General features: G+C 62.5%; 23 protein-coding genes. 6 read left to right on the forward strand and 17 right to left on the reverse strand.

Annotation, left to right across the window (positions count from 1 at the left end; all coding sequences use genetic code 11):
- Positions 1-277: 277 nt before the first annotated feature.
- A complete protein-coding gene (gene phaR / locus BM151_RS00815; protein WP_090055738.1) occupies positions 278-835 on the forward strand; it encodes a polyhydroxyalkanoate synthesis repressor PhaR in 558 nt (185 codons plus the stop codon).
- A gap of 110 nt (positions 836-945) precedes the next feature.
- The gene (locus BM151_RS00820; RefSeq protein ID WP_090055741.1) at positions 946-1,890 is read left to right on the forward strand and encodes a LysR family transcriptional regulator; all 945 of its coding nucleotides are present in this window, start codon (positions 946-948) and stop codon (positions 1,888-1,890) included.
- Positions 1,891-2,175: 285 nt separating this feature from the next.
- Here BM151_RS00820 and BM151_RS00825 read toward each other — a convergent pair whose 3' ends face one another.
- From BM151_RS00825 to BM151_RS00880, 12 genes are all read right to left on the reverse strand, one after another.
- A complete protein-coding gene (locus tag BM151_RS00825) occupies positions 2,176-3,390 on the reverse strand; it encodes a DegT/DnrJ/EryC1/StrS family aminotransferase (RefSeq protein WP_090055742.1) in 1,215 nt (404 codons plus the stop codon).
- Between the two features lie 181 nt (positions 3,391-3,571).
- Positions 3,572-4,927 (reverse strand): glutamine synthetase family protein, encoded by a 1,356-nt coding sequence (locus BM151_RS00830; protein ID WP_090055745.1) that lies wholly within the window; start codon positions 4,925-4,927, stop codon positions 3,572-3,574.
- Positions 4,924-5,631 (reverse strand): type 1 glutamine amidotransferase, encoded by a 708-nt coding sequence (locus BM151_RS00835; RefSeq protein ID WP_090055747.1) that lies wholly within the window; start codon positions 5,629-5,631, stop codon positions 4,924-4,926. The genes BM151_RS00830 and BM151_RS00835 overlap by 4 nt, the downstream gene beginning before the upstream one ends.
- Positions 5,632-5,740: 109 nt before the next feature.
- Entirely contained in the window at positions 5,741-7,087 is a 1,347-nt protein-coding gene (locus tag BM151_RS00840) for a glutamine synthetase family protein (RefSeq protein WP_090055750.1), read from the reverse strand.
- 24 nt (positions 7,088-7,111) lie between these two features.
- Entirely contained in the window at positions 7,112-7,924 is an 813-nt protein-coding gene (locus BM151_RS00845) for an ABC transporter permease (protein ID WP_090055753.1), read from the reverse strand.
- The gene (locus BM151_RS00850) at positions 7,921-8,811 is read right to left on the reverse strand and encodes an ABC transporter permease (RefSeq protein WP_090059040.1); all 891 of its coding nucleotides are present in this window, start codon (positions 8,809-8,811) and stop codon (positions 7,921-7,923) included. The genes BM151_RS00845 and BM151_RS00850 overlap by 4 nt, the downstream gene beginning before the upstream one ends.
- A gap of 66 nt (positions 8,812-8,877) precedes the next feature.
- Positions 8,878-9,591, reverse strand: coding sequence for a transporter substrate-binding domain-containing protein (locus BM151_RS00855; protein WP_090055755.1), 714 nt, complete (start codon positions 9,589-9,591; stop codon positions 8,878-8,880).
- A gap of 32 nt (positions 9,592-9,623) precedes the next feature.
- Complete coding sequence (locus tag BM151_RS00860) at positions 9,624-10,427, reverse strand: ABC transporter ATP-binding protein (protein ID WP_090055758.1); 804 nt, start codon at positions 10,425-10,427, stop codon at positions 9,624-9,626.
- A 154-nt stretch (positions 10,428-10,581) separates the two neighbouring features.
- On the reverse strand, positions 10,582-11,346 hold the full coding sequence (locus BM151_RS00865; protein ID WP_245781060.1) for a phosphate/phosphite/phosphonate ABC transporter substrate-binding protein: 765 nt from the start codon (positions 11,344-11,346) through the stop codon (positions 10,582-10,584).
- 28 nt (positions 11,347-11,374) lie between these two features.
- Positions 11,375-11,818, reverse strand: coding sequence for a tellurite resistance TerB family protein (locus tag BM151_RS00870; RefSeq protein ID WP_090055760.1), 444 nt, complete (start codon positions 11,816-11,818; stop codon positions 11,375-11,377).
- 360 nt (positions 11,819-12,178) lie between these two features.
- Positions 12,179-13,090, reverse strand: coding sequence for a polyphosphate kinase 2 (gene ppk2 / locus BM151_RS00875; RefSeq protein WP_090059045.1), 912 nt, complete (start codon positions 13,088-13,090; stop codon positions 12,179-12,181).
- 225 nt (positions 13,091-13,315) lie between these two features.
- Positions 13,316-13,909, reverse strand: coding sequence for a LysE family translocator (locus BM151_RS00880; RefSeq protein ID WP_090059048.1), 594 nt, complete (start codon positions 13,907-13,909; stop codon positions 13,316-13,318).
- Positions 13,910-13,991: 82 nt separating this feature from the next.
- Here BM151_RS00880 and BM151_RS00885 point away from each other — a divergent pair, with 82 nt between their 5' ends.
- The gene (locus BM151_RS00885) at positions 13,992-14,435 is read left to right on the forward strand and encodes an Lrp/AsnC family transcriptional regulator (protein ID WP_090055761.1); all 444 of its coding nucleotides are present in this window, start codon (positions 13,992-13,994) and stop codon (positions 14,433-14,435) included.
- A 115-nt stretch (positions 14,436-14,550) separates the two neighbouring features.
- On the forward strand, positions 14,551-15,180 hold the full coding sequence (locus BM151_RS00890) for an FMN-binding negative transcriptional regulator (protein ID WP_090055764.1): 630 nt from the start codon (positions 14,551-14,553) through the stop codon (positions 15,178-15,180).
- A 311-nt stretch (positions 15,181-15,491) separates the two neighbouring features.
- Here the strand turns inward: BM151_RS00890 and rpiB are convergent, their stop codons facing one another.
- The 4 genes from rpiB to BM151_RS00910 form a co-directional block, all read right to left on the reverse strand.
- Positions 15,492-15,941: a ribose 5-phosphate isomerase B gene (gene rpiB, locus BM151_RS00895; RefSeq protein WP_090055767.1), complete on the reverse strand. Its 450-nt coding sequence runs from the start codon at positions 15,939-15,941 to the stop codon at positions 15,492-15,494.
- A 24-nt stretch (positions 15,942-15,965) separates the two neighbouring features.
- On the reverse strand, positions 15,966-17,609 hold the full coding sequence (locus tag BM151_RS00900) for a CTP synthase (protein ID WP_090055770.1): 1,644 nt from the start codon (positions 17,607-17,609) through the stop codon (positions 15,966-15,968).
- 181 nt (positions 17,610-17,790) lie between these two features.
- On the reverse strand, positions 17,791-18,159 hold the full coding sequence (gene secG / locus BM151_RS00905; RefSeq protein ID WP_090055773.1) for a preprotein translocase subunit SecG: 369 nt from the start codon (positions 18,157-18,159) through the stop codon (positions 17,791-17,793).
- A 118-nt stretch (positions 18,160-18,277) separates the two neighbouring features.
- Positions 18,278-19,402: a bifunctional transcriptional activator/DNA repair enzyme AdaA gene (locus tag BM151_RS00910; protein ID WP_090055776.1), complete on the reverse strand. Its 1,125-nt coding sequence runs from the start codon at positions 19,400-19,402 to the stop codon at positions 18,278-18,280.
- Positions 19,403-19,551: 149 nt separating this feature from the next.
- Between BM151_RS00910 and BM151_RS00915 the strand changes: the two genes are divergently transcribed.
- Complete coding sequence (locus tag BM151_RS00915; protein WP_090055779.1) at positions 19,552-20,847, forward strand: adenylosuccinate synthase; 1,296 nt, start codon at positions 19,552-19,554, stop codon at positions 20,845-20,847.
- 8 nt (positions 20,848-20,855) lie between these two features.
- Positions 20,856-21,098: a DUF2842 domain-containing protein gene (locus tag BM151_RS00920; RefSeq protein WP_090055781.1), complete on the forward strand. Its 243-nt coding sequence runs from the start codon at positions 20,856-20,858 to the stop codon at positions 21,096-21,098.
- Positions 21,099-21,199: 101 nt separating this feature from the next.
- Here BM151_RS00920 and BM151_RS21515 read toward each other — a convergent pair.
- On the reverse strand, positions 21,200-22,948 hold a 1,749-nt coding region (locus BM151_RS21515; RefSeq protein WP_218151312.1), incomplete at its 5' end, for a hypothetical protein.

Genomic DNA, 22,948 nt, shown 5'->3' on the forward strand with positions numbered 1-22,948 from the left:
AGACGGGCTCCCGAGAGGGGGCCCGTTTTTCGTGTCGCTTGTCGGGCGGTTTATGCCGCAACAGCATTGCCCTGATATGCTGCGCAGCAAGCCCCCGGATTTCTTTTGCTTTTGTCCGGGGCCTCGCTTAGGCTTGCTGCATTGCCAATAAGGTTTCGTGGGAAACGCACCATCCGGGATGACCGTGAAGCGCTGCAGCGCAACTGTAGATTGCGCGGCGTGGGTCTGGCCTCGGTGTACGGTCGCACGAAACGCGCCTAAGGGAGGGGAGCCCAACATGGCCGCTGACAAGAAAACGACTGACAAGAACGCTCCGTTGCTGATCAAGCGCTACGCCTCGCGTCGTCTCTACAACACCGAGACTTCGGATTATGTGACGCTGGAAGATATTTCCGGTTTCATCCGCGAGGGCCGCGATGTGCAGATCGTCGATCTCAAATCCGGCGACGACCTGACGCGGCAATATCTGCTGCAGATCATCGCCGAACATGAAAGCCGCGGTGAAAGCGTGTTGCCGCTGGACGTGCTGACCGATCTGGTGCGCAGCTACACCACCGATATTCAATCCGTCGTGCCGCAATTCCTGGCCCAGAGCTTCGAAATGCTGCGTCAGGGACAGGAGCAGATGATGCAGAATATCGGCACGCAACTGCCGGGCTTCGAAGCCCTGCAAGCGCAACAGGAAGCCTTTTTGAAAGCCATGACCGGCGGCATGGGTGGTATGGGTGCGGGCTGGTCCGCGCCGACGAAGGAGCCGGCCGAGGGAAAGGAAGACCTTGGCGAGATCAAGAAACAGCTGGCCGAGCTGCAGGACAAACTGTCGAAGATGCAGTGAGGCGTCCCTGACGACGAAGATCAGAAACCCCGGCTGTCGCGTCGGGGTTTTCTTTTTTCTGACAAGCTTTTCCCCTATTCAGGGACCAAACGAAACCTCGGGGGCTGCGGATGAGTGACAAGGTCGGGAAATTGACTCTTTGGGGGGTGGAAGTGTTTCTCGCCGTGGCCGAAGAGGGATCGGTTTCCGCCGCGGCGAAACGCCTGGGGGCCTCGCCCTCGGCGGTGTCGCAACAGATTTCCAATCTGGAAACCGCGCTGGGCTCCGAGCTGATGAACCGGCGCGAACGCCCGATGACCCTGACCCAGGCGGGGCGGGTGCTCAGAAGGCGGGCTCAGACTATCCTCTTGGAGGCGGCGCGGGCACGCTCCGAAATTGCCGGGCTGGATCTCAATCATCTCGGACATTTGCGGCTTGGCATGGTCGAGGATTTCGAATCTTCGGTGACACCGCTGTTGATCGCGCAGATGGCGGATCGGCTGACCGGGACCCGGTTCGAGTTGGAAACCGGCCCGTCGCACCGGCTGCTGGATCGTCTGGAACATCGTGCCCTCGATGTCATTGTTGCCGCCGAGATCAAGGATGGGCTCGATTGGTCGGAAAGCCATCCGCTGTTGCAGGACCCGTTTGTCGCCGTGGTGCCGAAAGGCCGGCATGAGGCGATCACGGCCCTGCCGCTCATTCAGTATACCCGGCGCCATGCCATGGGGCGGATGCTGGCGGAGCATTTGTCGGAGCAGGGGATGCCGCTCACCCATCGCTTTGAACTCGACAGTTACCGGGCGATGATCGCCATGGTGGCGGGGGGCTCCGGCTGGACCATCCTGTCGTCGCTGGGGGTGTTGAACGCGGGGCGCTATGCCACGGAGATCGAGGTCATCCCGCTGCCCACCGCGCCGCTGTCGCGACGGATCTCGCTCACCGTGCGGCAAGACGGCATGTCGGAGATCGCCCAGGAGATCGAGGATCAGCTCAGGCCGCTTCTGAACACCCATGTGGTCGAGGCGGTGGTGGCGCGCTACCCGTGGCTTGGGGGCTATCTCAAACTGTTGTAGGGGCGCCGCGGGCAGATTGGTGCACCGGGAGAGGTGTGCGTTTAGCCCATGTCTGACATTGGCGTTCTGGGCGCGGAACGAGGCCGAAGGCCGCCGCACCTGCGCCTGCCCGTTCCGGAGGGCTGGCTTGTCATGGCTCAGCTCGGCAAGCGCGGATGTCCGCTCCGCCCCGTACAGCCGACAACTGACATGGTTGCCCTCTCACGAGGGGCCTGCTTGCGACAACACCTCCGGCAAGGGCTTGCCAGAGGTGCTGCACACAGGTTCCTCACATGTGATCCGGGATCACTCGGCGGCGATACGTACGCCCTTGGCCTCTTCGGCGGCCGAGATCAGCGCCTCGGCGATGAAGTCGCAATCTTCTTCGGTGAGGCGCGCCGGCAGCCGGGTGTCGCAGGCTTTCGACAGCATTTCGCGGGTTTTCGGCAGCTCAGGCGTCTCGCCCAGGAACTGCCAGTTCCAGAACGCCCGGGCATTGTCGGTCGAAAGGCCAAAGACCTGCACCGAGACGCCGCGGGCTTTCGCCGCCGCCTGGAAGGCGATTGCTTCCTCGCGGGTGAAATCCACCAGGTTGAATTGCAGGCTGTCGGGGGCGCGGACTTCCTTGTCGAGTTTGGCCGGCACGGTCAGATAGGGCGAGGCCTCGAGGCGCGCGGCAGTATAATCGTGGTTGCGGCGGCCATCGGCGACACGGCGCGGCACTTCCTTGATCTGCGGGCGGACCAGAGTGGCGGACATGTTCGACAGGCGGGTGTTGTAGAGCGGCAGCTGATTCTGCCATCTGCCAAAGGCCTCGGCCAGCGCATTGTCGCGCTGCGGATTGTGCTTGCCCCAATTGTGCTCATAGGCGCCGGACATGATCACCGCACGGGCCATGATCTCCGGATCGTCGGTGATCATGATGCCGCCTTCACCGGCGTTCAGCAGCTTGTAGGACTGGAAGGAGAAACAGCCGATCTTGCCGATCGTGCCGATGTTCTGCCCGTCCCAGACGGTGCCGAGGCTGTGCGCGGCGTCCTCGATCAGCGGAATGCCCTTGGCGTCACAGGCGGCCTTGATCGCGTCCATGTCGGAGGTGTGACCGCGCATATGCGAGATCATCACCGCGTCGGCATCCTCGATCTTGGCGTGGAAATCCTCGAGATCGATGCGGTAATTGTCGCCGCATTCGACCAGAACCGGTTTGCAATCGGCGTGCACGATCGACGAGGGCACGGCGGCAAAGGTGAAGGCCGGGATCAGAACGCGCGCGTCGCGCGGCAGGTTCAGCGCTTTCAACGACAGGAAGAGGGCGGCGGAGCAGGAGGCCACCGCGAGCGCGTATTTGGCGCCGAGCATCTGGGCGAATTCCTGTTCCAGAAGCGTCACAGGGGCCTCGGAAGGCGCGGTGTAGCGGAACAGATCGCCGCTTTTCAGCAGACGTTCGACAATCTCACGCGCCTCTTCCGGGATCGGTTCGGCGTCATAGACATTGGGGGCCGTTGCGCTTGCCTGAGACATGATGTTCGCCTTTTTTAAATTCTGTTTTCGGAATTACTGTAAGTGTTGGTCGGCATAAAATCTACTCTCGCGTTTTGCGATCAGCGGTTTTTTGCAAAAAATTCACATTGTGGATCGGGATGCGAAAAGGGCTCCCCGAGATCGAGAAGCCCTTTCGAAATGACCTTTGAAATGTGACGCCTCAGACGTTCAACAGCAGATGCTCGCGCTCCCAAGGTGTGATCACTTGCAGATAAGCGTCATTCTCGGCGCGTTTGACCTGTTGATAGACCCGTACGAATTCGGGGCCCAGCACATCGTGGATCTGGGGTGCGGCCTCGAGCAGATCCAGCGCCGCCCCCAAGGTTTCGGGAATGCCATCGGCCGAGGCATAGGCGTCGCCAATATATTCCGCGCGCGGTTCACGACGTTCGATGAGGCCGAGATAGCCACAGGCCAGCGAGGCGGCAATCGACAGGTAGGGGTTCACATCCATGCCCGGCAGACGGTTCTCGATCCGTCGTGCCTCGGGGCCGGAGACCGGCACGCGCAGCCCGGTGGTGCGGTTGTCGCGGCCCCATTCGAGATTGATCGGGGCGGCGAAATCGCGGACGTAACGGCGATAGCTGTTCACATAGGGCGCATGAATCGCAATCGTTGATGCCAGATGGTTCTGCAGCCCGGCGATGAAATGCAGGAAGGCTTCGGATTCCGAACCATCCGGGTTGGAGAAGATATTCTCTCCGGTCGAGATATCGACCACCGAATGGTGGATATGCATGGCCGAGCCCGGCTCGTCCTGGATCGGTTTCGCCATGAAGGTGGCAAAGCAATCGTGACGCAGGGCGGCCTCGCGGATCAGCCGTTTGAAAAAGAACATCTCATCGGCCAGTTTCACCGGATCGCCATGGCGCAGGTTCATTTCGATCTGACCGGCGCCGCCTTCCTGCAGGATGCCGTCGATCTCGAGGCCTTGCGCTTCGGCAAAGTCGTAGATGTCGTCAATGATCGGTCCGTATTCGTCCACCGCCGACATGGAATAGGCCTGCCGCTGCGCCGCGCGGCGCCCGGTGCGGCCGATCGGCGGCTCCACCGGCTGGTTCGGATCGATGTTGCGGGCGACGAGAAAGAATTCCATCTCGGGGGCGACGATCGGCTCCCAACCCTGTTTGCGATAAAGTTCGACCACGCGTTTCAACACATTGCGCGGCGCCACCGGCACCATGTCGCCATTCTGATCCAGCACGTCATGGATCACCTGTAGTGTCCAGTCGCCGGTCCAGGGCGCCGCCGTGGCGGTCTCGAAGTCCGGCACCAGCACCATGTCGGGTTCGGTGAAAGGCGCATCCGCATCATCGACCCAATCGCCGTTGATGGTTTGCAGAAAGATCGAGTTCGGCAGGTAGAAATGCTTCTGCTTGGCGAATTTTGCCGCCGGCATGGCCTTGCCACGGGCGATGCCCGAGAGATCGGCGACGATACATTCGACCTCGTCGAGCCGCCGGCCTTCGAGATAATCGGCCGCTGCTTCCGGGATCTGGTCCATGAAATCCGTCATCTGAGCGCCTCCCGCCCGTGCTGTAGAAATGCCGCCATCACCCCCGCGAAACGCGTGTCATCGGTCGGCTTGTCATTCTCGTCTTTGGCGCGCGCGATCAGCGCCTCCGGATAGGCCGGATCGCCCGCGCGGGCGGCGAGGTAATCGCCAATGATATTCGGGCGCAGTTCAGGATGCGGCTGAATGGTCAGGATCGAGTCATCATAGACCAGCGCCGCGTTCTGGCAAAAATCATTGCCGCCCAGGACCTCGGCCCCTGCCGGCAGGGTTGTGACCTGATCCTGATGCCAGGCGTTGAGATGGATCGGTCCCAGGGGCGCGATCTCATAAGCCTGACGTCCGAGCGCCCAGCCGCCCTTGAATTTTTCCACCGTGCCGCCAAGCGCCTTGGCGATGATCTGATGGCCGAAACAGATGCCGAGCATGCGCCGGCCTGAGCCATGGATGGCGCGGATCAGATCCTCGAGCGGCGGGATGAAGGGGTGATCCTCATAGGCGCCGTGTTTCGAGCCGGTGAGAAGCCAGGCATCGGCCTCTTCGGGCCCGGCGGGGAAGTCCAGATCGACCACGTTCCAAACCCGATAGTCGAAATCGGGGCTCTCATCCGTGGCGGCGAAGAGCCGCGCAAACATCTGATCGAAATCCCCGTGTTTTGCCGCCACCGGGTCAGGCGCGTGTCCGCATTGCAGAATGCCGAGTTTCATAAGTCACCAAATAGGGTTGGATTGGCGTGACGGTAGCCGGTCCCGGATGGCCCGGCAAGGGGCCACGCGGTGGATGTGCCAAAATTTGATCAAAAATTTTCGCGCGTGCCTAAACCGTGTCGAGATAGAGCTCGACCTGCTCTTCCGGGGTCAGTTCGGTCCAATCCCTGAGCTCCTGACGTTTGGTCAGCGTCAGGTTGCGGATCATCTCATCGGGGAAGATGCGTTTCATCAGCGGGGAGGCGGCAAAGGTGTCGATCGCCGTGCCCCAGTCGCCGGGCATTTCCGGCAGGGTCTGGGCATAGGCATTGCCGGTGATCGGCGGCGGCGCTGTCATCTCGTCCTCCATGCCGATCAAGGCCGCGCCGAGGATGGCGGCGATCATCAGGTGTGGGTTCACATCGCCGCCAGAGACCCGGTGCTCAATGCGCCGCGCCTTGTGCGAGCCGCCGGGCACGCGCACCGCCGCCGTGCGGTTGTCATAGCCCCAGCAGATCCGTGTGGGCGCATGCGCGCCGGGCACCAGCCGGTCATAGGAATTGCCATGCGGTGCAAACAGGATGGTGGAGTCGGGGATGGCATGAAGACAGCCGGCGATGGCGTGACGCATCATGTCGGTGCCGGCGGTGGAGCCATCGTCAAAGATATTGTCGCCGCTCTCGTCGAGCATGGAGAAATGCGTGTGCATGCCGTTGCCGGCATAGTCGTCATAGGGTTTCGCCATGAAAGAGGCGGCAAACCCGTGTTTGCGCGCCAGCCCCTTGACCAGAAGCTTGAACAGCCAGGCATCATCGGCGGCTTTCAACGCGTCGGGCGAGTAGACGAGGTTGATCTCGAACTGGCCGAGACCCGCCTCGGAAATCGCCGTATCCGCCGGGATGTCCATGGCTTCGCAGGCCTCGTAGAGCTCCGAGAAGAAGATGTCGAAAGCGTCGAGTGCGCGGAGCGCCAGGGTCTCGGCACCGGGGCGGCGCTTGCCGGAGCGTGGCGAGCGGGGCACGCGAAGCTGACGCGAGCTGTCATCGATCAGGTAGAATTCGAGCTCGGTCGCCACCACCGGGGTCAGCCCCTTGGCCTTGTAACGATCGAGCACGCGCGCGAGCGCCTGACGCGGGTCGCCGTCGAACGGCCGGCCATCCTCGTGGAACATCCACATCGGCAAAAGCGCAGTGGGTGCCCCCTGCAGCCAGGGCATCGGGACAAAACCGCGTTCGGTGGGCAGGAGCACGCCGTCCTGATCGCCGCTCTCGAAGACCAGCGGGCTGTCCTCGATATCCTCGCCCCAGATGTCGAGGTTCAGAACCGAGAGCGGAAACCGGGTGCCTTCATGTTCCACCTTGTCGGCATAGCGCGCCGACATGCGTTTGCCGCGCGCCTGTCCGTTCAAATCCGCCGCCGCGACGCGGATGGTTTTGACATGAGGGTTTTGAGCGAGCCAGCTGTGGGGGGTGATCATGAGGGTACCGTTGTCTGAAAGCTGTTATCTGAACATCTGGGCCATCAGCCGCGGCCGTTTGCTGCGGCGCTTGGCCTGTGGCAAGTGGCGGTTCAGCCGTTTGCCGATCAGGCCGAAGACGGTGATGATGCAGAGCGTCACCAGCACGAAATAGCCCGCCAGGATCGGGTAGGGGATGAACGGGTTGAAGGTCTTGTCGGCAAAATAGGAGGCGTAATAGAGCGCGTCGCCCTTTTGCTGCAGCGCCGGGAAACCTGAGAAGAACACCAGCGTGGTGGAGTGGAAGATGAAGATCGCCTCATTGGTATAGGCGGGCCAGGCCAGCCGCAGCATGGTCGGCCAGACGATGCGGCGAAAGCGCGGGAAACCGGAAAACCCATAGGCATCGGCGCTTTCCAGATCGCCCTTGGGCACGGCCATCAGCGCACCAAAGAAGATCTCGGCGGAATAGGCGGTGGTGTTGAGCCACAACACGATCGCGGCGCCGAGCCAGGCATCGGTGAAACTGTCGAACACCGGAAAGGCGCGTTTCAGGCTCAGGAACAGGAAGTAGCCGAAGAAGAACTGGATGAAGAGCGGCGAGCCGCGGAACAGGAAGATGAACCATTCGGCGGGTTTGCGGACCGCCTTGTTGGGCGAGGCCTTGGCCAGCGCCACCGCCTGCGCTGCGAAAAAACCGAAGATGATCGCCAGGATGCCGAAATAGATGTTCCAGAGCATGCCCGAGCCGATCAGGGTGACCTGATCGCAGACGGTGATATCCGTGGTCGGCAGGCGCCGTTCGCCCAGACCGATGGAGCGGAAAGCATAGGACGAGATTGTGTCGGTACAGCTCATGCGCCTGCTCCCGCCTTGCGCAGCGCCTCACCGGCGGCGGTGGCCTGACCGTGCGAGAGGCGGCGGGTGATCCGCGACAGCACCACTTCGGACAGTTTGGTGAACAGCAGATAGAAGATCAGAAGGCCTGCAAAATACCACATGCGCCAGTCGCCATGCGGGTAATCGGTGAAACGCGCGGTCTTGGTGCCGCCCAGCTCCTTGGCCCAATAGACCACGTCCTCGACGCCCAGAAGGAACAGCAGCGGCGTGGCCTTGATCAGCACCATCCACAGGTTCGACAGACCCGGCAGGGCATAGGTCCACATCTGCGGCACCATGATCCGCCAGAAGGCCTGACGATGGGTCATGCCATAGGCCTCGGCGGTCTCGATCTGGCCATGCGGCACGGCCTTGAAGGCGCCGGCCAGGACATTGCCGGCAAAGGCGCCGAAGACGATGGCAAAGGTCAGCACCGCAAGGCCGAAGCCGTAGATCTGATGCACCAGTTCCGGGGCGGAATTCTGCGGCAGCTTGGCGGCCTGACAGACGATGAAATCATTGCCCTGGCGGATCGGCTGATCCCAGTCGGGACAGAGCACCTGATGGCGCATCCATTCAAACCCCTGGTCGAGGGCAATGACGAAAAACAGGAAAAAGGCGATGTCGGGCACGCCGCGCACCACCGCCATGTAGAGATTGGCCAGCCAGCGGACGGGCGGCAGATGGGCGCGCGATCCCATGGCGGCGAAAAAACCGAAAGATAGCGCCAGAGGGGCGGTGATGGCCAGAAGCAAGAGCACCGTCCCGAAGGAGGTGTAGAAAGCCAGATGCTTTCCCGTGGTCATGTAGCAGGAGAGCCAGGTCAGGCCCTCGAGCGTGTCAGGATCGGCGCAATAGGAAAAGATGGGACACCTGTCGGCAAGCAGCAAGGCGGCGGGGCGCCCGCGTGAGCGCCCCGCCAGATGATCGGATCAGAAGGTCGGGCTGTCTTCGAGCCATTCCTTGATCAGCGCATTGAGCGAGCCATCGTCTTTCATCGACTGGATCGCCGCGTCGAACTTGCCGCGCAGTTCCGGATCGGATTTGCGGAAGGCCATGCCGATGCCACCGCCGAGCGGAACATCGTCGCCGACGAACATCATTTCGCCTTCGGCCACGACCGGCACCAGCGTGTCCTTGTCGGCCAGAACCGCATCGGCCTCGCCAGAGGTCACGGCGGCGATAGTGTCTTCGAAGTTCGGGAACTCGAGCAGCGTCGCGCCGGTTTCCACCACATGGGCGGACTGGATGGTCGAGGCCTGAGCCGCGATCACGCCGCCCTCAAGGTCGACACCTTCGGACAGGGCCGCATAGGCGGAGGCCGACGGCGGGGTGTAGTTTTGCGAGAAGTCGACCTTCTCCTTGCGCTCGTCGGTGATCGACATGCCGGCGATGATGGTGTCGTAGTTGCCGGACAGCAGGTTCGGGATGATCGAATCCCAATCGTTGGTGACCCATTCGCAGGTCAGCTCGGCGCGTTTGCAAAGCTCATCGCCCAGCACGCGCTCGAAACCGGCCACTTCGCCGTCATCGTCGATGTAGTTGTACGGAGGGTAGGCGCCCTCGGTGCCCAGACGCACGGTCTCGGCCGTTGCGGCACCCGCCATCAGGGCGAGGGCGGCTGCGGAAAGAATGAGTTTGTTCATGTGATACTCCCCAGAGTCAGCGCTTCATATGGTTAGGCCGGAACAGTCGCGCTCAGGAACTGTTTCAGGCGTTCGGATTTGGGCTTGCCGAAAAGCTCGGACGGATGTCCTTCCTCTTCGATCAGCCCCTTGTGGAGGAACACGACATGGTCGGAAATATCCGAGGCCATGCGCATGTCATGGGTGACGATGATCATCGTCCGGCCCTCTTCGGCCAGCGCCTTGATCACCTTGATCACCTCTTGTTCGAGCTCGGGATCGAGCGCCGAGGTCGGTTCGTCGAACAAAAGCGCCTGCGGCTCCATGCAGAGCGCGCGGGCGATGGCGGCGCGCTGTTGCTGGCCGCCGGACATCTGTGCCGGGTAGACGTCGCACTTGTCGCCGATGCCGACCTTGTCGAGATAGATCCGGGCTTTCTCTTCGACCTCCTTGCGGTCGCGGCCGAGGACCGTCACCGGCGCCTCCATGACATTCTCGAGAATGGTCATATGGGCCCAGAGGTTGAATTGCTGGAACACCATCGACAGGTTGGTGCGGATACGCGTCACCTGTTTGCGGTCGGCCGGGCGGCGGTGCGGCCCGTCGCCCTTCCACAGGATCGGCTCGCCATTGAACAGGATCTCGCCGCGCTGGCTGTCCTCGAGCAAGTTGGCACAGCGCAACAGCGTCGATTTGCCGGAGCCGGAGGACCCAATGAGCGAGGTGACATGGCCACGCGGGGCGGTCATCGAGACGCCTTTGAGCACCTCGAGATCGCCGTAGGATTTGTGCAAATCACGGATCTCGATCACGGGCTGGTCGGCGGATATCTCGGATTTTGAGTCTTTGGTCAACATCCCCCAGAGTAAGGGCGAAAATTTAAGCGGATGCAACGCCGATCAGCACGCTTCCGCAACGTCGCGCCTTATTTTTGATCAAATGCCCGCGCTGCGCTCAGGGCTTGGGCGGGAAACAGGCAGGGGACAGGCATGAGGCGCCGGAACTGACGTCTCATCCCCGGGCGTAAGTGCCAGGCTCGGGGGGCAGGGGCAGATCATAGCTTGCGTCCGGCAAGGCAACGATTCCCCTGAGCCCGAGCCGATCGCGATACCGCCGGGGCAGGGTCTCGATGGCCGCGTCGATGGCCGCGAAATAGGGCGCCGGATCAACGCCCGCGCGGGTGCAGAAGGTCTGGCCCGGCGAACAGTCGGTCATGCCGATCACCTTGAGCCGGATGATGTTGGGATCTTCACGCAACAGAACGCGAAAACTCTGGGCGTCGATGGTGGCAAACTCCACCCGGCCTTCCGCGACGGCGGCGATCGAGGCGACATGGGCGCCGCTGCGCAACACCGGGCGAAAGCGCAATCCGCGGTTTTCGGCCCAGAGCCAGGGCGCGCCCCAGCCGGAATGCGACAGCGCGTCATTATAGGCCATGGTGGCGTCCTGCAGATCTTCGGCCTTCTGCGCCGGGTGATCCTCATGGACGACGAACAGGCTGTTGTAATAGCCCGGCGCGCAGCCGGGTAGGCCAAAGTCGCAGGCGCCGATCCGGGTCACCTTGTCCTTGAGCGGCCCTCTGAGCGGCAGGTTGCAGATTTGCGACAGGCAAAGCTCCGGGTGTTCCCAGGCCGCGTCATAGGCCAGCATGTCATCGAGATGTTCCGGCGCCTCGATACCCCGCAGGCGCAGCCCCGCGCGGATCAGCTCCCAAAGGGCCAGATGGGCATCGCGATTGCCCGGGCGGAGATACATCGGCAGCTGGGCGATCATCATGTCAGTTCGTGGGGCTCAGGTCATCGGCTCAGGCGAGGCCCTTTTCGACCCGTCGGCGGGCCAGGGCGCTGTCCTGATCGCGGACGCCCAGCAGATTGGCGACCAGACGCAACAGCGCATCCTCGTCCTGATCGCGCACCCCGTCGGCCAGAACCACCGACCAGAGACCTTCGATCACATGGATGCGTTCCTCATAAGGCACGGCATCCTTGAGCGCGCGGGTGAAACGCACCGTGTCGGGGGCTTCGGCCTCGAGCTGCTCGGCCTCGGCGCGCAGACTGGCGGCCTCGAACGGTCCGAGCTGATAGCGCGTCATCAGCAGGCTTTCGATCCGCCGCGCCTCTTCCGGGGCGTACGTGCCGTCGGAACGCGCCACGCGCACCAGAAGCGCCGCCATGGCCCGGCGGGCATCCGTGTCTTGCAGAGGCTGCGGCTCGGGCTGCAGCAGGGTTTTGAGAAAATCACCGAACATGGGGTCGATATAGGCGAGAGCGGCGGCGAGGGGAAGGCTCTGCGGTCTTCACATTCGTGTAGGCATGCGAAATCTCGGGGGCAGGAGGGGCGTTTTGCGGAGCTTGCTGCCGCTCGAGCGAAGTGCACGCGCCCGGAGCCAAGCCGAAGGCGCCCGGCGCGCGCCCTCAGGACCCAATGTCCCCTCTGGGCTCATCCGAACCCCAAAACACCCAGCGGCCCTCTTGCTCCCATGAGCATCGCGCCGTTGCTCTGTTGGCAAGATCCGGGTGGCCATGCGGCGCGGGGAGGCTCAGCGCGGTCTGCTCAGAGGTCAGATGAGCGGCCAGAGCGGCGGCTCTGGCGCGCGAGAATTTTCGCCTCAGTATTTCCGCGGCACGTAAAGCTCCGGCGGCAGCACGGCGCGTTCGTAATCCTTCTTGTAGATCCGCTCGGGCAGGTAGACCTCATCATGGTCCATCTCTTCGTAATCGAAGAGCGACAGCAGGTGATCCATGCAATTGAGACGCGCGCGTTTCTTGTCATTGCCCTCGACGATATACCACGGTGCTTCCGGGATATTGGTGCGGAAGAACGTGTCTTCCTTGGCCTTGGTGTAATCCTCCCAGCGGATCCGCGACTGCAGGTCCATCGGCGAGAGTTTCCATTGTTTCATCGGGTCGTGAATGCGCATCAGGAAGCGCATCTGTTGTTCCTCGTCGGTGATCGAGAACCAGTATTTCACCACCTTGATGCCGGAGCGCACCAGCATGCGTTCGAATTCCGGAACGTCCTGGAAAAACTGTTCGACCTGATCCTCATCGGCAAAGCCCATGACGCGTTCGACGCCGGACCGGTTGTACCAGCTGCGATCAAACAGCACCATTTCGCCGGCTGCCGGCAGGTGCGGCACGTAGCGCTGGAAATACCATTGCGATTTCTCGCGATCCGACGGCGCGGGGAGGGCGACGACGCGCACCACACGCGGGTTGAGCCGCTGGGTGATGCGCTTGATCACGCCCCCCTTGCCGGCCGAGTCGCGCCCCTCGAAGAGCACGACGATCTTCTGGCCGGTCTGTTCCACCCAGTCGTGCAGCTTGATCAGCTCCGCCTGCAATCGCAACAGCTCGCGGAAATAGATCGAGCGTTCGAGCATGTCGGGATGCTCTTTCTGATAGATCTTCTTGATTTCGCGCGACAGGATGGAGTCTTCAAGCTCGATTTCCCATTCTTCGTCCAGCGTGTCCGCGAGTTCCGCTTCCAGCCAGTCCTGGGCTTCCTTGTCAAAGCTCATAATGCGCTCCATCCTTTCGTCAAATTTCATACCGATACTGAACCGTTCCGGATCAGAGACCTGGGACGGCTTAGAGCACGCATACATGACGGTTTCGTGAGGCGGTTCGAGAAATGTCCCAGACAGCGAATGCCGAAGACAGGAAATCTCCCGAAGCGCGTTCAATCCTCGCATGTTGCGCGCGTTTCGACTTATCGTCGTGCCTCGGGTATAAATCGAAACGCTCTAATGAAAAAGGATCGGGATCAAAGAGGCAACCAAAAGTGATGCCATGGTCCAGTTGAAGATCCTCAATCGCTGCGGATTGGTCAAAAAACGGCGCAGTTCCGTGCCGAGCAGGGCCCAGAGCGTGATCGCCGGGAAATTGACGATGAGAAAGCCGAGGCCGACAAAGGCGGCGGCGGTCCAGCTCGCACCCTGGGCATAGGTGGTCTGGGCGCCGACCGCCATGATCCAGGCCTTCGGGTTGACCCATTGAAAAGCCACCGCCTGCAGGAAGGTGATCGGTTTGCCGCCGGCGGCGCCTTCCTTGGGGGCGCCGGCATGGGCGATTTTCCAGGCCAGCCAGAGCATATAGGCGACGGCGACGACCATCATCGCCTGCCGCAAGGGCGGGAAATGCTGAAACACCTGCGCCAGCCCCAGGCCGACGACAAAGACCATGAAGCAAAAGCCCAGAGACACGCCGATCATATGCGGCAGGGTCCGGCGCATGCCGAAATTGGCGCCCGAGGCCAGAAGCATCAGGTTGTTCGGTCCGGGAGTGATCGAAGAGACCAGGCCGAAGCCCAGAAGCGCGAGAAAGAGTGTCATGTCCATGGTGGTGAGATTGGCATTTCTCTTGCGCAATGTTTGTGCAAACATCTGTCCGGCGCCATGAAATTTGCAAGGATTCACGGTTTTGGATGCGATTGACGAAAAGATATTGCACGCGCTTGAGCGCGACGGCCGGCTGAGCAATCTCGAGCTTGCCGAGCGCGTCGGGCTTTCGCCCTCGGCCAGCTCGCGGCGGGTCAGCGAATTGGAACGCAGCGGTGTCATTCGCGGCTACCGCGCGGTGATCGACCGGGATCGCACCGGCCATGGTTTTCTCGCCTATATCTCGGTCGGGCTCTCGATGCATAACAAGGCGTCGCAGAAGGGCTTTGAACGGGCCATGGAAGCGGCGCCCGAGGTCAAGGAATGCCACAATATCGCGGGCGCTTTCGAATATCTGCTGCGGGTCGAGGCCGCCGATCTGCACAGTTACAAGCGCTTTCACACCGAGGTGCTGGGCACGGTGCCCAATGTCGCCGCGATCACCTCTTACATCGTGATGGAAAGCCCCAAGGATCTGCGCGGCTGAGCCGATGTTCCGCGACCCGCGGAAACGCGCCGCCTTGTCGCACGGTGCGTGCGAAAACAGGTGCGATGCGCCCGGCGGCATGGTAGGCGGGAGCCAACCAGAGGGGAACGCGCATATGTACCGACCGAACAATTCCGCCATCGATGATCCCGCCACGTTGCGCCATGTGATGGCGGAGATCGGCTTTGCCGCGCTGGTCACCCCGCATGAGGGCGGGATCGAGATCAGCCATCTGCCCTTCGTGGTGCGTGACGAAGACGGCCAGACCGTTCTCGAGACCCATGTCGCCCGCGCCAATCCGCATTGGAAGCTCGAGGGCACGCCCTCGGCGGTGATCTTCCAGGGGCCGCAGGCCTATGTCTCGCCCTCGTTCTACCCGTCGAAACAGGTGGATGGCAAAGTCGTGCCGACCTGGGCCTATATCGTCACCCATGCCCATGGCAGTTTCGAGACCTTCAACAGTTCCGAGGCGCTGGGCGCGCATCTGAATGCGCTGACCGATCGTCATGAGACGAGGCGGGCGGAGCCCTGGACCGTCGCGGACGCCCCGGTGCCCTATATCGCGGCGCTGAAACGCGGCATCGTCGGGCTCCGGATGGTGGTCGAGCGGCTCGAAGGCAAATGGAAGGTCAACCAGCACAAAAGCCCGGAGGACCAGCGCGGCACCTATGAGGGGCTGATGGGCGCGGGCGAGCAAGGCGTGGATCTGGCCCAGGCGCTGGCGAGTTTTTCGGCGACGGAGTGAGGGGCAAAGGTCCGTCGTGCGGACGGAGCGGACTTTCGCAGTCTTGGCGCAAGCCGCACCTCGATGACGCGGGCGGTGGCGAGTCTGTCGGCTGAACCTTTCGATTTACCCCAGCCAAATCCGCAGAAGTTCAATACGTTGCGCTTCCCTGACAAAATCGCCGCCGCGCGGGACGCGTCAGCGATGTGCGGCGGCCTGCGGCCTTGATTCCGCACGAGGTGCTAAGTTCTGAACGTCTGATATGGCCTCCAAACAGCTCAAAACAAAAGGCGCCCCGTGGGGCGCCTTTCAATCCGGTTTGACCGAAGCTCTCAGCCTTCGATCTCGGTGATCATGTCAACTCGCGTGCCGTGGCGGCCGCCTTCGAACTCGGTCGCGAGGAAGGCTTCGACGATGCTAAGCGCCAGACCTTCGCCGGTCACCCGCGCGCCGATCGACATCATATTGGCGTCATTGTGCTGGCGGATCATCCGGGCAGAGAATTCCTCGGCACAGACGCCGCAGCGGATGCCCTTGACCTTGTTGGCCGCCATCATGATGCCCTGACCGGTGCCGCAGAGGATGATGCCATAGCGGCAGTCGCCCGAGGCCACGAGATTGGCCGCGGCTTCCCCGTGTTTCGGGTAATGCGTGCTCTCGGGGCTGGTCGGGCCGATGTCGACCGCTTCCCAGCCAAGGCTGGTGATATGCGCCGCGATGGCCTGACGCAGTTCGATGGCGGCGTGATCGGATGAAAGCGCGATGCGTTTGTTGTCGCTCATGAGATAGATCCTCCCTGACGCGTCTCAGACGAGACGCGAGTTTTCTTTCGCGGCGCGGATGAAATCCTTGAACAGGGGCGCCGGCGCGAAGGGTTTCGATTTCAGCTCCGGGTGATATTGCACGCCGATGTACCAGGGGTGATCCTTGGCCTCGACAATCTCCGGCAGGCGGCCGTCCGGCGACATGCCGGAGAAGATCAGACCGCAGCTCTCGAGCTGTTCGCGATACTTGGTGTCCACCTCATAGCGGTGACGGTGACGTTCCTCGATCTCGGTGGCGCCATAGATCCCGGCCACTTTCGAGCCCTCTTGCAGCGCTGCCGTATAGGCGCCCAGGCGCATGGTGCCGCCCTTGTCATCGGTGGATTTGCGGCGCACCGTGTGGTTGCCCTGCACCCATTCCTTGAGGTGGTAGACCACCGGCTCGAAACGTTTCTTGCCGGCCTCATGGTCGAATTCCTCGGAGCCCGCAGTCTCGATGCCGGCGAGGTTGCGCGCGGCCTCGATCACCGCCATCTGCATGCCGAGGCAGATGCCGAGATAGGGGACCTTGCGCTCGCGGGCGAATTGCGCCGCCTTGATCTTGCCCTCGGTGCCGCGTTCGCCAAAGCCGCCGGGGACCAGAATGGCGTCATAGCCTTCGAGATAGGGGGCGGCATCCTCGCGATCGAAAATCTCGGCGTCGACCCATTCGACATTGACCTTCACCCGGTTGGCCATGCCGCCATGGGTGAGCGCCTCGGCAATGGATTTGTAAGCGTCTTCGAGCTGGACATATTTGCCGACGATGGCGACCTTGACCTCGCCTTCGGGGTTGAACACCCGGTCCGCGACATCATGCCAGACCGACAGATCGGGCTTCGGCGCCGGCGCGATGTTGAACGCATCCAGCACCGCCTGATCGAGCCCTTCGCGGTGGTAGGCGAGCGGGGCCTCATAGATCGATTTGAGATCCGGGGCGGCGATCACATCCTCTTTGCGGACGTTACAGAACAGCGCGATCTTCTCGCGTTCCTTTTCCGGGATCGGATGCTCGGAGCGGCACACGAGAACATTCGGCTGCAACCCGATGGTGCGCAGCTCCTTGACGGAGTGCTGGGTCGGTTTGGTTTTCAGCTCGCCGGAGGCCGCGATATAGGGCAGCAGCGTCAGGTGCATGAAAATGCACTGGCCACGCGGGCGGTCCTGGGCGAACTGGCGAATGGCTTCGAAGAAGGGCAGGCCTTCGATGTCGCCCACGGTGCCCCCGATCTCGCAGAGCATGAAATCGACCTCGTCATCGCCGATCTCGATGAAATCCTTGATCTCGTTGGTCACGTGCGGAATGACCTGGATGGTCTTGCCGAGATAGTCACCGCGGCGCTCTTTCTCGAGCACATTGGTGTAGATCCGGCCCGAGGACACGGAATCGGTCATCCGGGCGGCAACGCCGGTGAAGCGTTCGTAATGGCCGAGATCGAGATCGGTCTCGGCGCCATCGTCGGTGACGAAGACCTCGCCATGTTCAAAGGGCGACATCGTGCCCGGATCGACGTTCAGGTAAGGATCGAGCTTGCGCAGGCGCACCGAATAGCCGCGGGCCTGCAACAATGCGCCCAGAGCGGCAGATGCGAGGCCTTTACCAAGCGAAGAAACCACACCGCCGGTGATAAATACGTAACGTGCCATGGCTGGAGGGGCTCCCGTGATAGTCCAGAAATAAGTCATGTCGCAGCATTCGAAAGCACATCGAAATACCACGCTTCACGGGATTTAAGGGTTATCAGATTCGGTTGTCCCGCGCAACCAAACCGCAACATGTTGAGGGGATTTTCCCCTCAACTCCCAAAGTCTTGTTAAGGTTCGCGAATTAGTCGGCGCGCGGCGTCGAGGCCGGGGCATCCGTTGCAGCGGGCGGCAGAAGGTCCGAACCCGTCGGCAGGGCCGGGGTCGTGGTGGTCTCTTCGGCCGGCACGGTTTCCGTCGCGCTCACCCCATCCATGACCGAAGACGAGGCGGCTTGCTGGCGCGCCAGGACGGTCAGGGTGATCGAGGTGATGATGAAACCGATGGCAAAGATCCAGGTCAACTTGCCCAGAGCGGTTGCCGCCGCACGACCCGTCATGACGTCGCCGCCACCGCCCATGCCAAGGCCGCCACCTTCGGAACGCTGCAGCAACACGATGCCGATGAGGCAGAGCGCGAGGATCAGGTGGATGACGAGGATGACATTTTCCATGGATCAGGCCTTTGGGGTCGTTCGATGGGGCTACTTAAAAGCTCTCATCCAATCGCGCAACCCCGAATGGCGCGACATTCCCGTGAGCCGCTCGGGTTTCGCTCCGGTTGGTGCATTTTCACCGCTCGGAAGCTGCTGTTGTGGTGGAGTGCCGCGCCGGGGGGCCTTCCGGGTGCGGCAGAGGGGGCACGGACGCATAGCCCGCTTCGATCTCGATCAGCCGCTGTTTGCGCCAGAGCCCGCCGCCATAGCCGGTGAGCGATCCGTCGGCGCCGATCACCCGGTGACAGGGGATCAGGATGGCGATCTGGTTGGCGCCATTGGCCCGGGCCACCGCGCGGGTCGCCGTGGGCTGGCCGATTTCCTGCGCGAGCTGGCCGTAGGAGCGGGTCTCGCCCACCGGGATCTGCCGCAGCGCGTCCCAGACCCGGCAGGTGAAGCCGGAGCCGTGATAGACGAGTGGCACGGTGAATTCTGCGCGCTCACCGTCGAAATACCGCGCCAGTTCCGACGCCGTCTGATCATGGATCGCCGTGCGTCCGAAGCCGAGCAGGCCTTTCGCCGCCTGCGTGAGTTTCTTGAGTTCCGTGGGCAGGGCCTTGCGGTCCATGAATTCCAACAGATGCAGCGCCCGGGCGTCTGCCACGGCGATCATCGGCCCCAATGGCGTGTCGATCCAGTCGATCTTGAGCAGGGCCTCAGGGCTGAAATCCGCGGGCGCCAGGCCCAGAATCTGACCGACCCGGGCGCGAAAGGCCGACGCGGAGGAAAAGCCGGCTTCCAGTCCGGCCTCTAACACCGTGCCGCCATCGCCGATCACTTCAAAGCCGCGTCTGAGCCGGTCGAGCCGGGCCAGTTCGAGAAAGCTCATGCCGAAATGCCGTTTGAAGGCCCGTCGCACCGTGCCGCGCTCATAGCCCATGGCACTGAGATCCGCCTCGCACCAGCGATGATCCGGCCGGGCGCTGAGCGCCGCGAGCAACTCTTCGATCACCGGTTCGGCCTGCGTTGCGGCTTTCAGCGGCTGACAGCGTTTGCAGGGGCGGAACCCGGCCTCGAGACAGGCGCCCAAGCTGTCGAACCAACGGCAGTTCTCGGGCTTGGGTTTGCGCGCCGGGCAGGTGAGGCGACAGAACACGCCGGTCGAGGTGACACCGACCCAGGCGCGACCTTCGTAAGAAGCGTCGCGGGTCAGCAGCGCGGTATAGAGCGTGGCGGCATCGGGAAGATCGAACAGGGTCATGGCGCAACCCTAGCGCAGGCGGCGCGGCTTGTCCGCCGGGAAAGCGGCGTTGATTTCCGCAGCTTCGGCGCCCTCCCGAATTAATGGTTTCATCGCCCGGTCCGGATCGCTATACAGCGACGGGTTTCATCCGATCATAAGGACTCACTATGGCTAACGTCGTCGTTGTCGGCGCCCAATGGGGTGACGAGGGAAAAGGCAAGATCGTGGACTGGCTCTCGGAGCGCGCGGATATCATCGCGCGGTTCCAGGGCGGGCATAACGCGGGCCATACGCTCGTCATCGACGGCAAGGTCTACAAGCTCAATGCGCTGCCTTCGGGCGTGGTGCGCGGTGGCAAGCTTTCGGTCATCGGCAACGGGGTCGTGCTCGACCCGTGGCATCTGGTGGCCGAGATCGCCAAGATCCGCGAGCAGGGGGTGGAGATCACCCCGGAGACCTTGATGATCGCCGAGAACACGCCGCTCATTCTGCCGATTCACGGCGAGCTGGACCGCGCCCGCGAAGAGGCCGCCTCGAAAGGCACCAAGATCGGCACCACCGGTCGCGGCATCGGCCCGGCCTACGAAGACAAGGTGGGCCGTCGTTCCGTCCGCGTCGCCGATCTCGCCGATGAGGAGACGTTGATTGCCCGCGTCGACCGGGCGCTTCAGCACCACGATCCGCTGCGCAAGGGCCTGGGCATCGAGCCGGTCGATCGCGAGCGTCTGATCAACGATCTGAAAGAGATCGCCTCCGAGATCCTGCCCTATGCCGCTCCGGTCTGGAAAGTGCTCAACGAGAAGCGCAAAGCCGGCAAGCGTATCCTGTTTGAAGGGGCGCAGGGCGCACTTCTCGACATCGATTTCGGCACCTATCCCTTTGTGACCTCCTCGAATGTCATCGCCGGTCAGGCGGCGACGGGCGTTGGCATGGGGCCGGGCGCCATCGATTATGTGCTGGGCATCGTCAAAGCCTATACCACCCGCGTGGGCGAAGGCCCGTTCCCGACCGAGCTCGATGATGAGGATGGTCAGCGTCTGGGCGAGCGTGGCCATGAATTCGGCACCGTGACGGGCCGCAAACGTCGCTGTGGCTGGTTCGACGCCGCTCTGGTGCGTCAGACCTGCGCCACCTCTGGTGTCACCGGGATTTCGCTGACCAAGCTCGACGTGCTCGACGGGTTCGAGACGCTGAAAATCTGCGTCGGCTATGAGCTCGATGGCAAGATGCTTGATTACCTGCCGACCGCGGCCGAGGAACAGGCGCGCTGCACCCCGGTCTATGAGGAGATGCCGGGCTGGTCCGAGTCGACCGAAGGCGCGCGCAGCTGGGCCGATCTGCCGGCGGCGGCGATCAAATATGTCCGTCGTGTCGAGGAACTGATCGAATGTCCGGTGGCGCTTTTGTCGACCTCGCCGGAGCGCGATGACACGATCCTCGTGACCGATCCTTTCGCGGACTGAGGTCCCGGATGGCTCTGAGCTACAAGACCCGGCGTCGTCTGGCGCTTTTGATCCTGGTTCTGGGTCTGCCGGCCTATATCGTCATGGCCGTGACGGTGATGAACTGGATCGAACGCCCGTCGATCTGGGTCGAGCTGCTGGTCTATATCGGTCTGGGCGTGCTCTGGGCGATCCCGCTGAAAGCGGTGTTCAAGGGCATTGGACAGGCTGATCCCGAGGCCGGTCCCGAGACGCCGTCACAGGAAGAGTAACTCCCTAAATTGACAGAAATGCATAAGAAAAGGCCGCCTCATGGGCGGCCTTTTGCGTGGATTGTTCGATTTGTACAGCATTAACTGCGGGCGTGATCACCTCAGTTCGGTTTGAACCGGGTGTTGTCCGCCACCGCGAACTGGCCACGGCTCATTTTGCGGATCTTGCCCTGGCGCAAGAGCTGACCGAAGGAGCGCAGGCGTTCTTCCACCGGCACCTCTTCGGGGATCGTGTCGACCGCGAGCTGCATGATCTGCGGCCGGGTCACGGTCTCGCGGCCCTGCACGAAATTGGAGAATGCCGTGGCGGCTTCCAGCAGTTCGGGCAGGCTCTCGGCGCCCTGGGCCTCGGCGAAATCGGCAAAGGTAAGGCCGGTCTCGGAGATGACCGGCTGCGCGAATTCCTCGGTGGCTTCGAACTGTTCGTTTTCCTGCACCGCCAGAGCGGTGCGGGAAATGCGACGGGGTCGGACCGGAGAAATATTGGCGCCGCTCGGCAAATCCGTCGGCGTGTCGATCCGCTGTTCCGAGACCAGCATCAAGGGCGGCAATTGCCGCTGCCGGTTGGGCGCATGTTCGGGACGGCGCGGGCGCACGACCCGCGCGAGATCTTCCTTGTAGACCTCGGCGGCCTCGTCTTCCTGGATCTCCAGCTTCTTCTGCTCCTTGTCCGCGCGAACGGCGCCGACGGCGGCTTTCAGATGCTGGATCGCGTTGCGGCGGCGGGTGTTTTCATCCTTGGCCATCTCTCGGTCGGTTTCAACGAGAAGCCGCGACATGGCGGCATCCGAGGCGTCGAACAGGTTGCGGGTCGTCTCGCGGCTGTCGTCCTCTTCGTCGCCGTCGATGTCACTTTCGATCTCTGCGAGAAGGTTCAGCGTGCGTTCGTCGTCTTCCTCGTCTTCGTCCCGATCGGCAGTAAGATCAGTGGCGATTTCGGCGGCGATCACTTCATCCACATCGTCTTCATCGGTGTCGTCTTCGGAGATATCCGCGGCGATTTCCGGTGCGGTGTCCCCACCTGCGGTCACCTGCGCCAGCTCGCGCATCAGCTCGTCTTCGTCCTCGGCATCGAGGCTCGAGGCGCCAAGCTCGCGACGCAGGGATTCGGTGATATCCCAATCGGAGGTGTCCTTGGCGGTGTCCTCGGAGGTGATGGCCGGCTGATCTTCGGTGGTGCTGTCTTCGTTTTCCGCGACCTGTTCGGCAAGGTCGATCTTTTCGCCCTCGGCGTCGTAATCCGAACGGCGCATTTTGACGACCCGGGCGCGCACGCGGCGCATCGGGTCCTGATGTGCCGCTTCGGGCGCGGCGTTGAGCTCATCCTCGGCGGCCTCAGTGGCGGTGCCGGTGGCCTCCGCAATATCGGCGGCGAGGTTCGGGTCCATCTCGGGCTCGGCCATCGCGCCATCGTGCGCGTCTTCGGCAAGCTCGGCCCCGATTTCCGTCTCAGCCTCAGCTTCGTCCTCAGATTCGGTGGCTTCCGGCGGCGTGACCTGGCCGGTCAGCGAGGCGAGGATATTGCCCAGCTTGACGTCATTGCTGTCGTTTTCATCTTCCTCGGCGGTGTCGTCCTGCGCGATCTCCGGGGCAGGTGCCTCGACCATGGCGACGACGGTCGCGTCAGATTCGGTCTCATCGAGATCGACATCGGCATCCGCAACCAGTTCGCCTGCATCCTCGTCGGTGTCGGTGAGGGCTTCGGCGCGCTCCGTGGCAAGCTCTGCGGTTTCGAGCGCGGCAGTTTCGAACTCGGGGACCTCGGTTTCTGCGGTCTCGATCTCTTGCGGTTCGGTCGCGGCGATGATCTCTTCTTCGGCTTCGGCTTCGGCTTCGGCTTCGGCTTCGGC

It is taken from the genome of Celeribacter neptunius, assembly GCF_900113955.1.
GTDB lineage: Bacteria > Pseudomonadota > Alphaproteobacteria > Rhodobacterales > Rhodobacteraceae > Celeribacter > Celeribacter neptunius.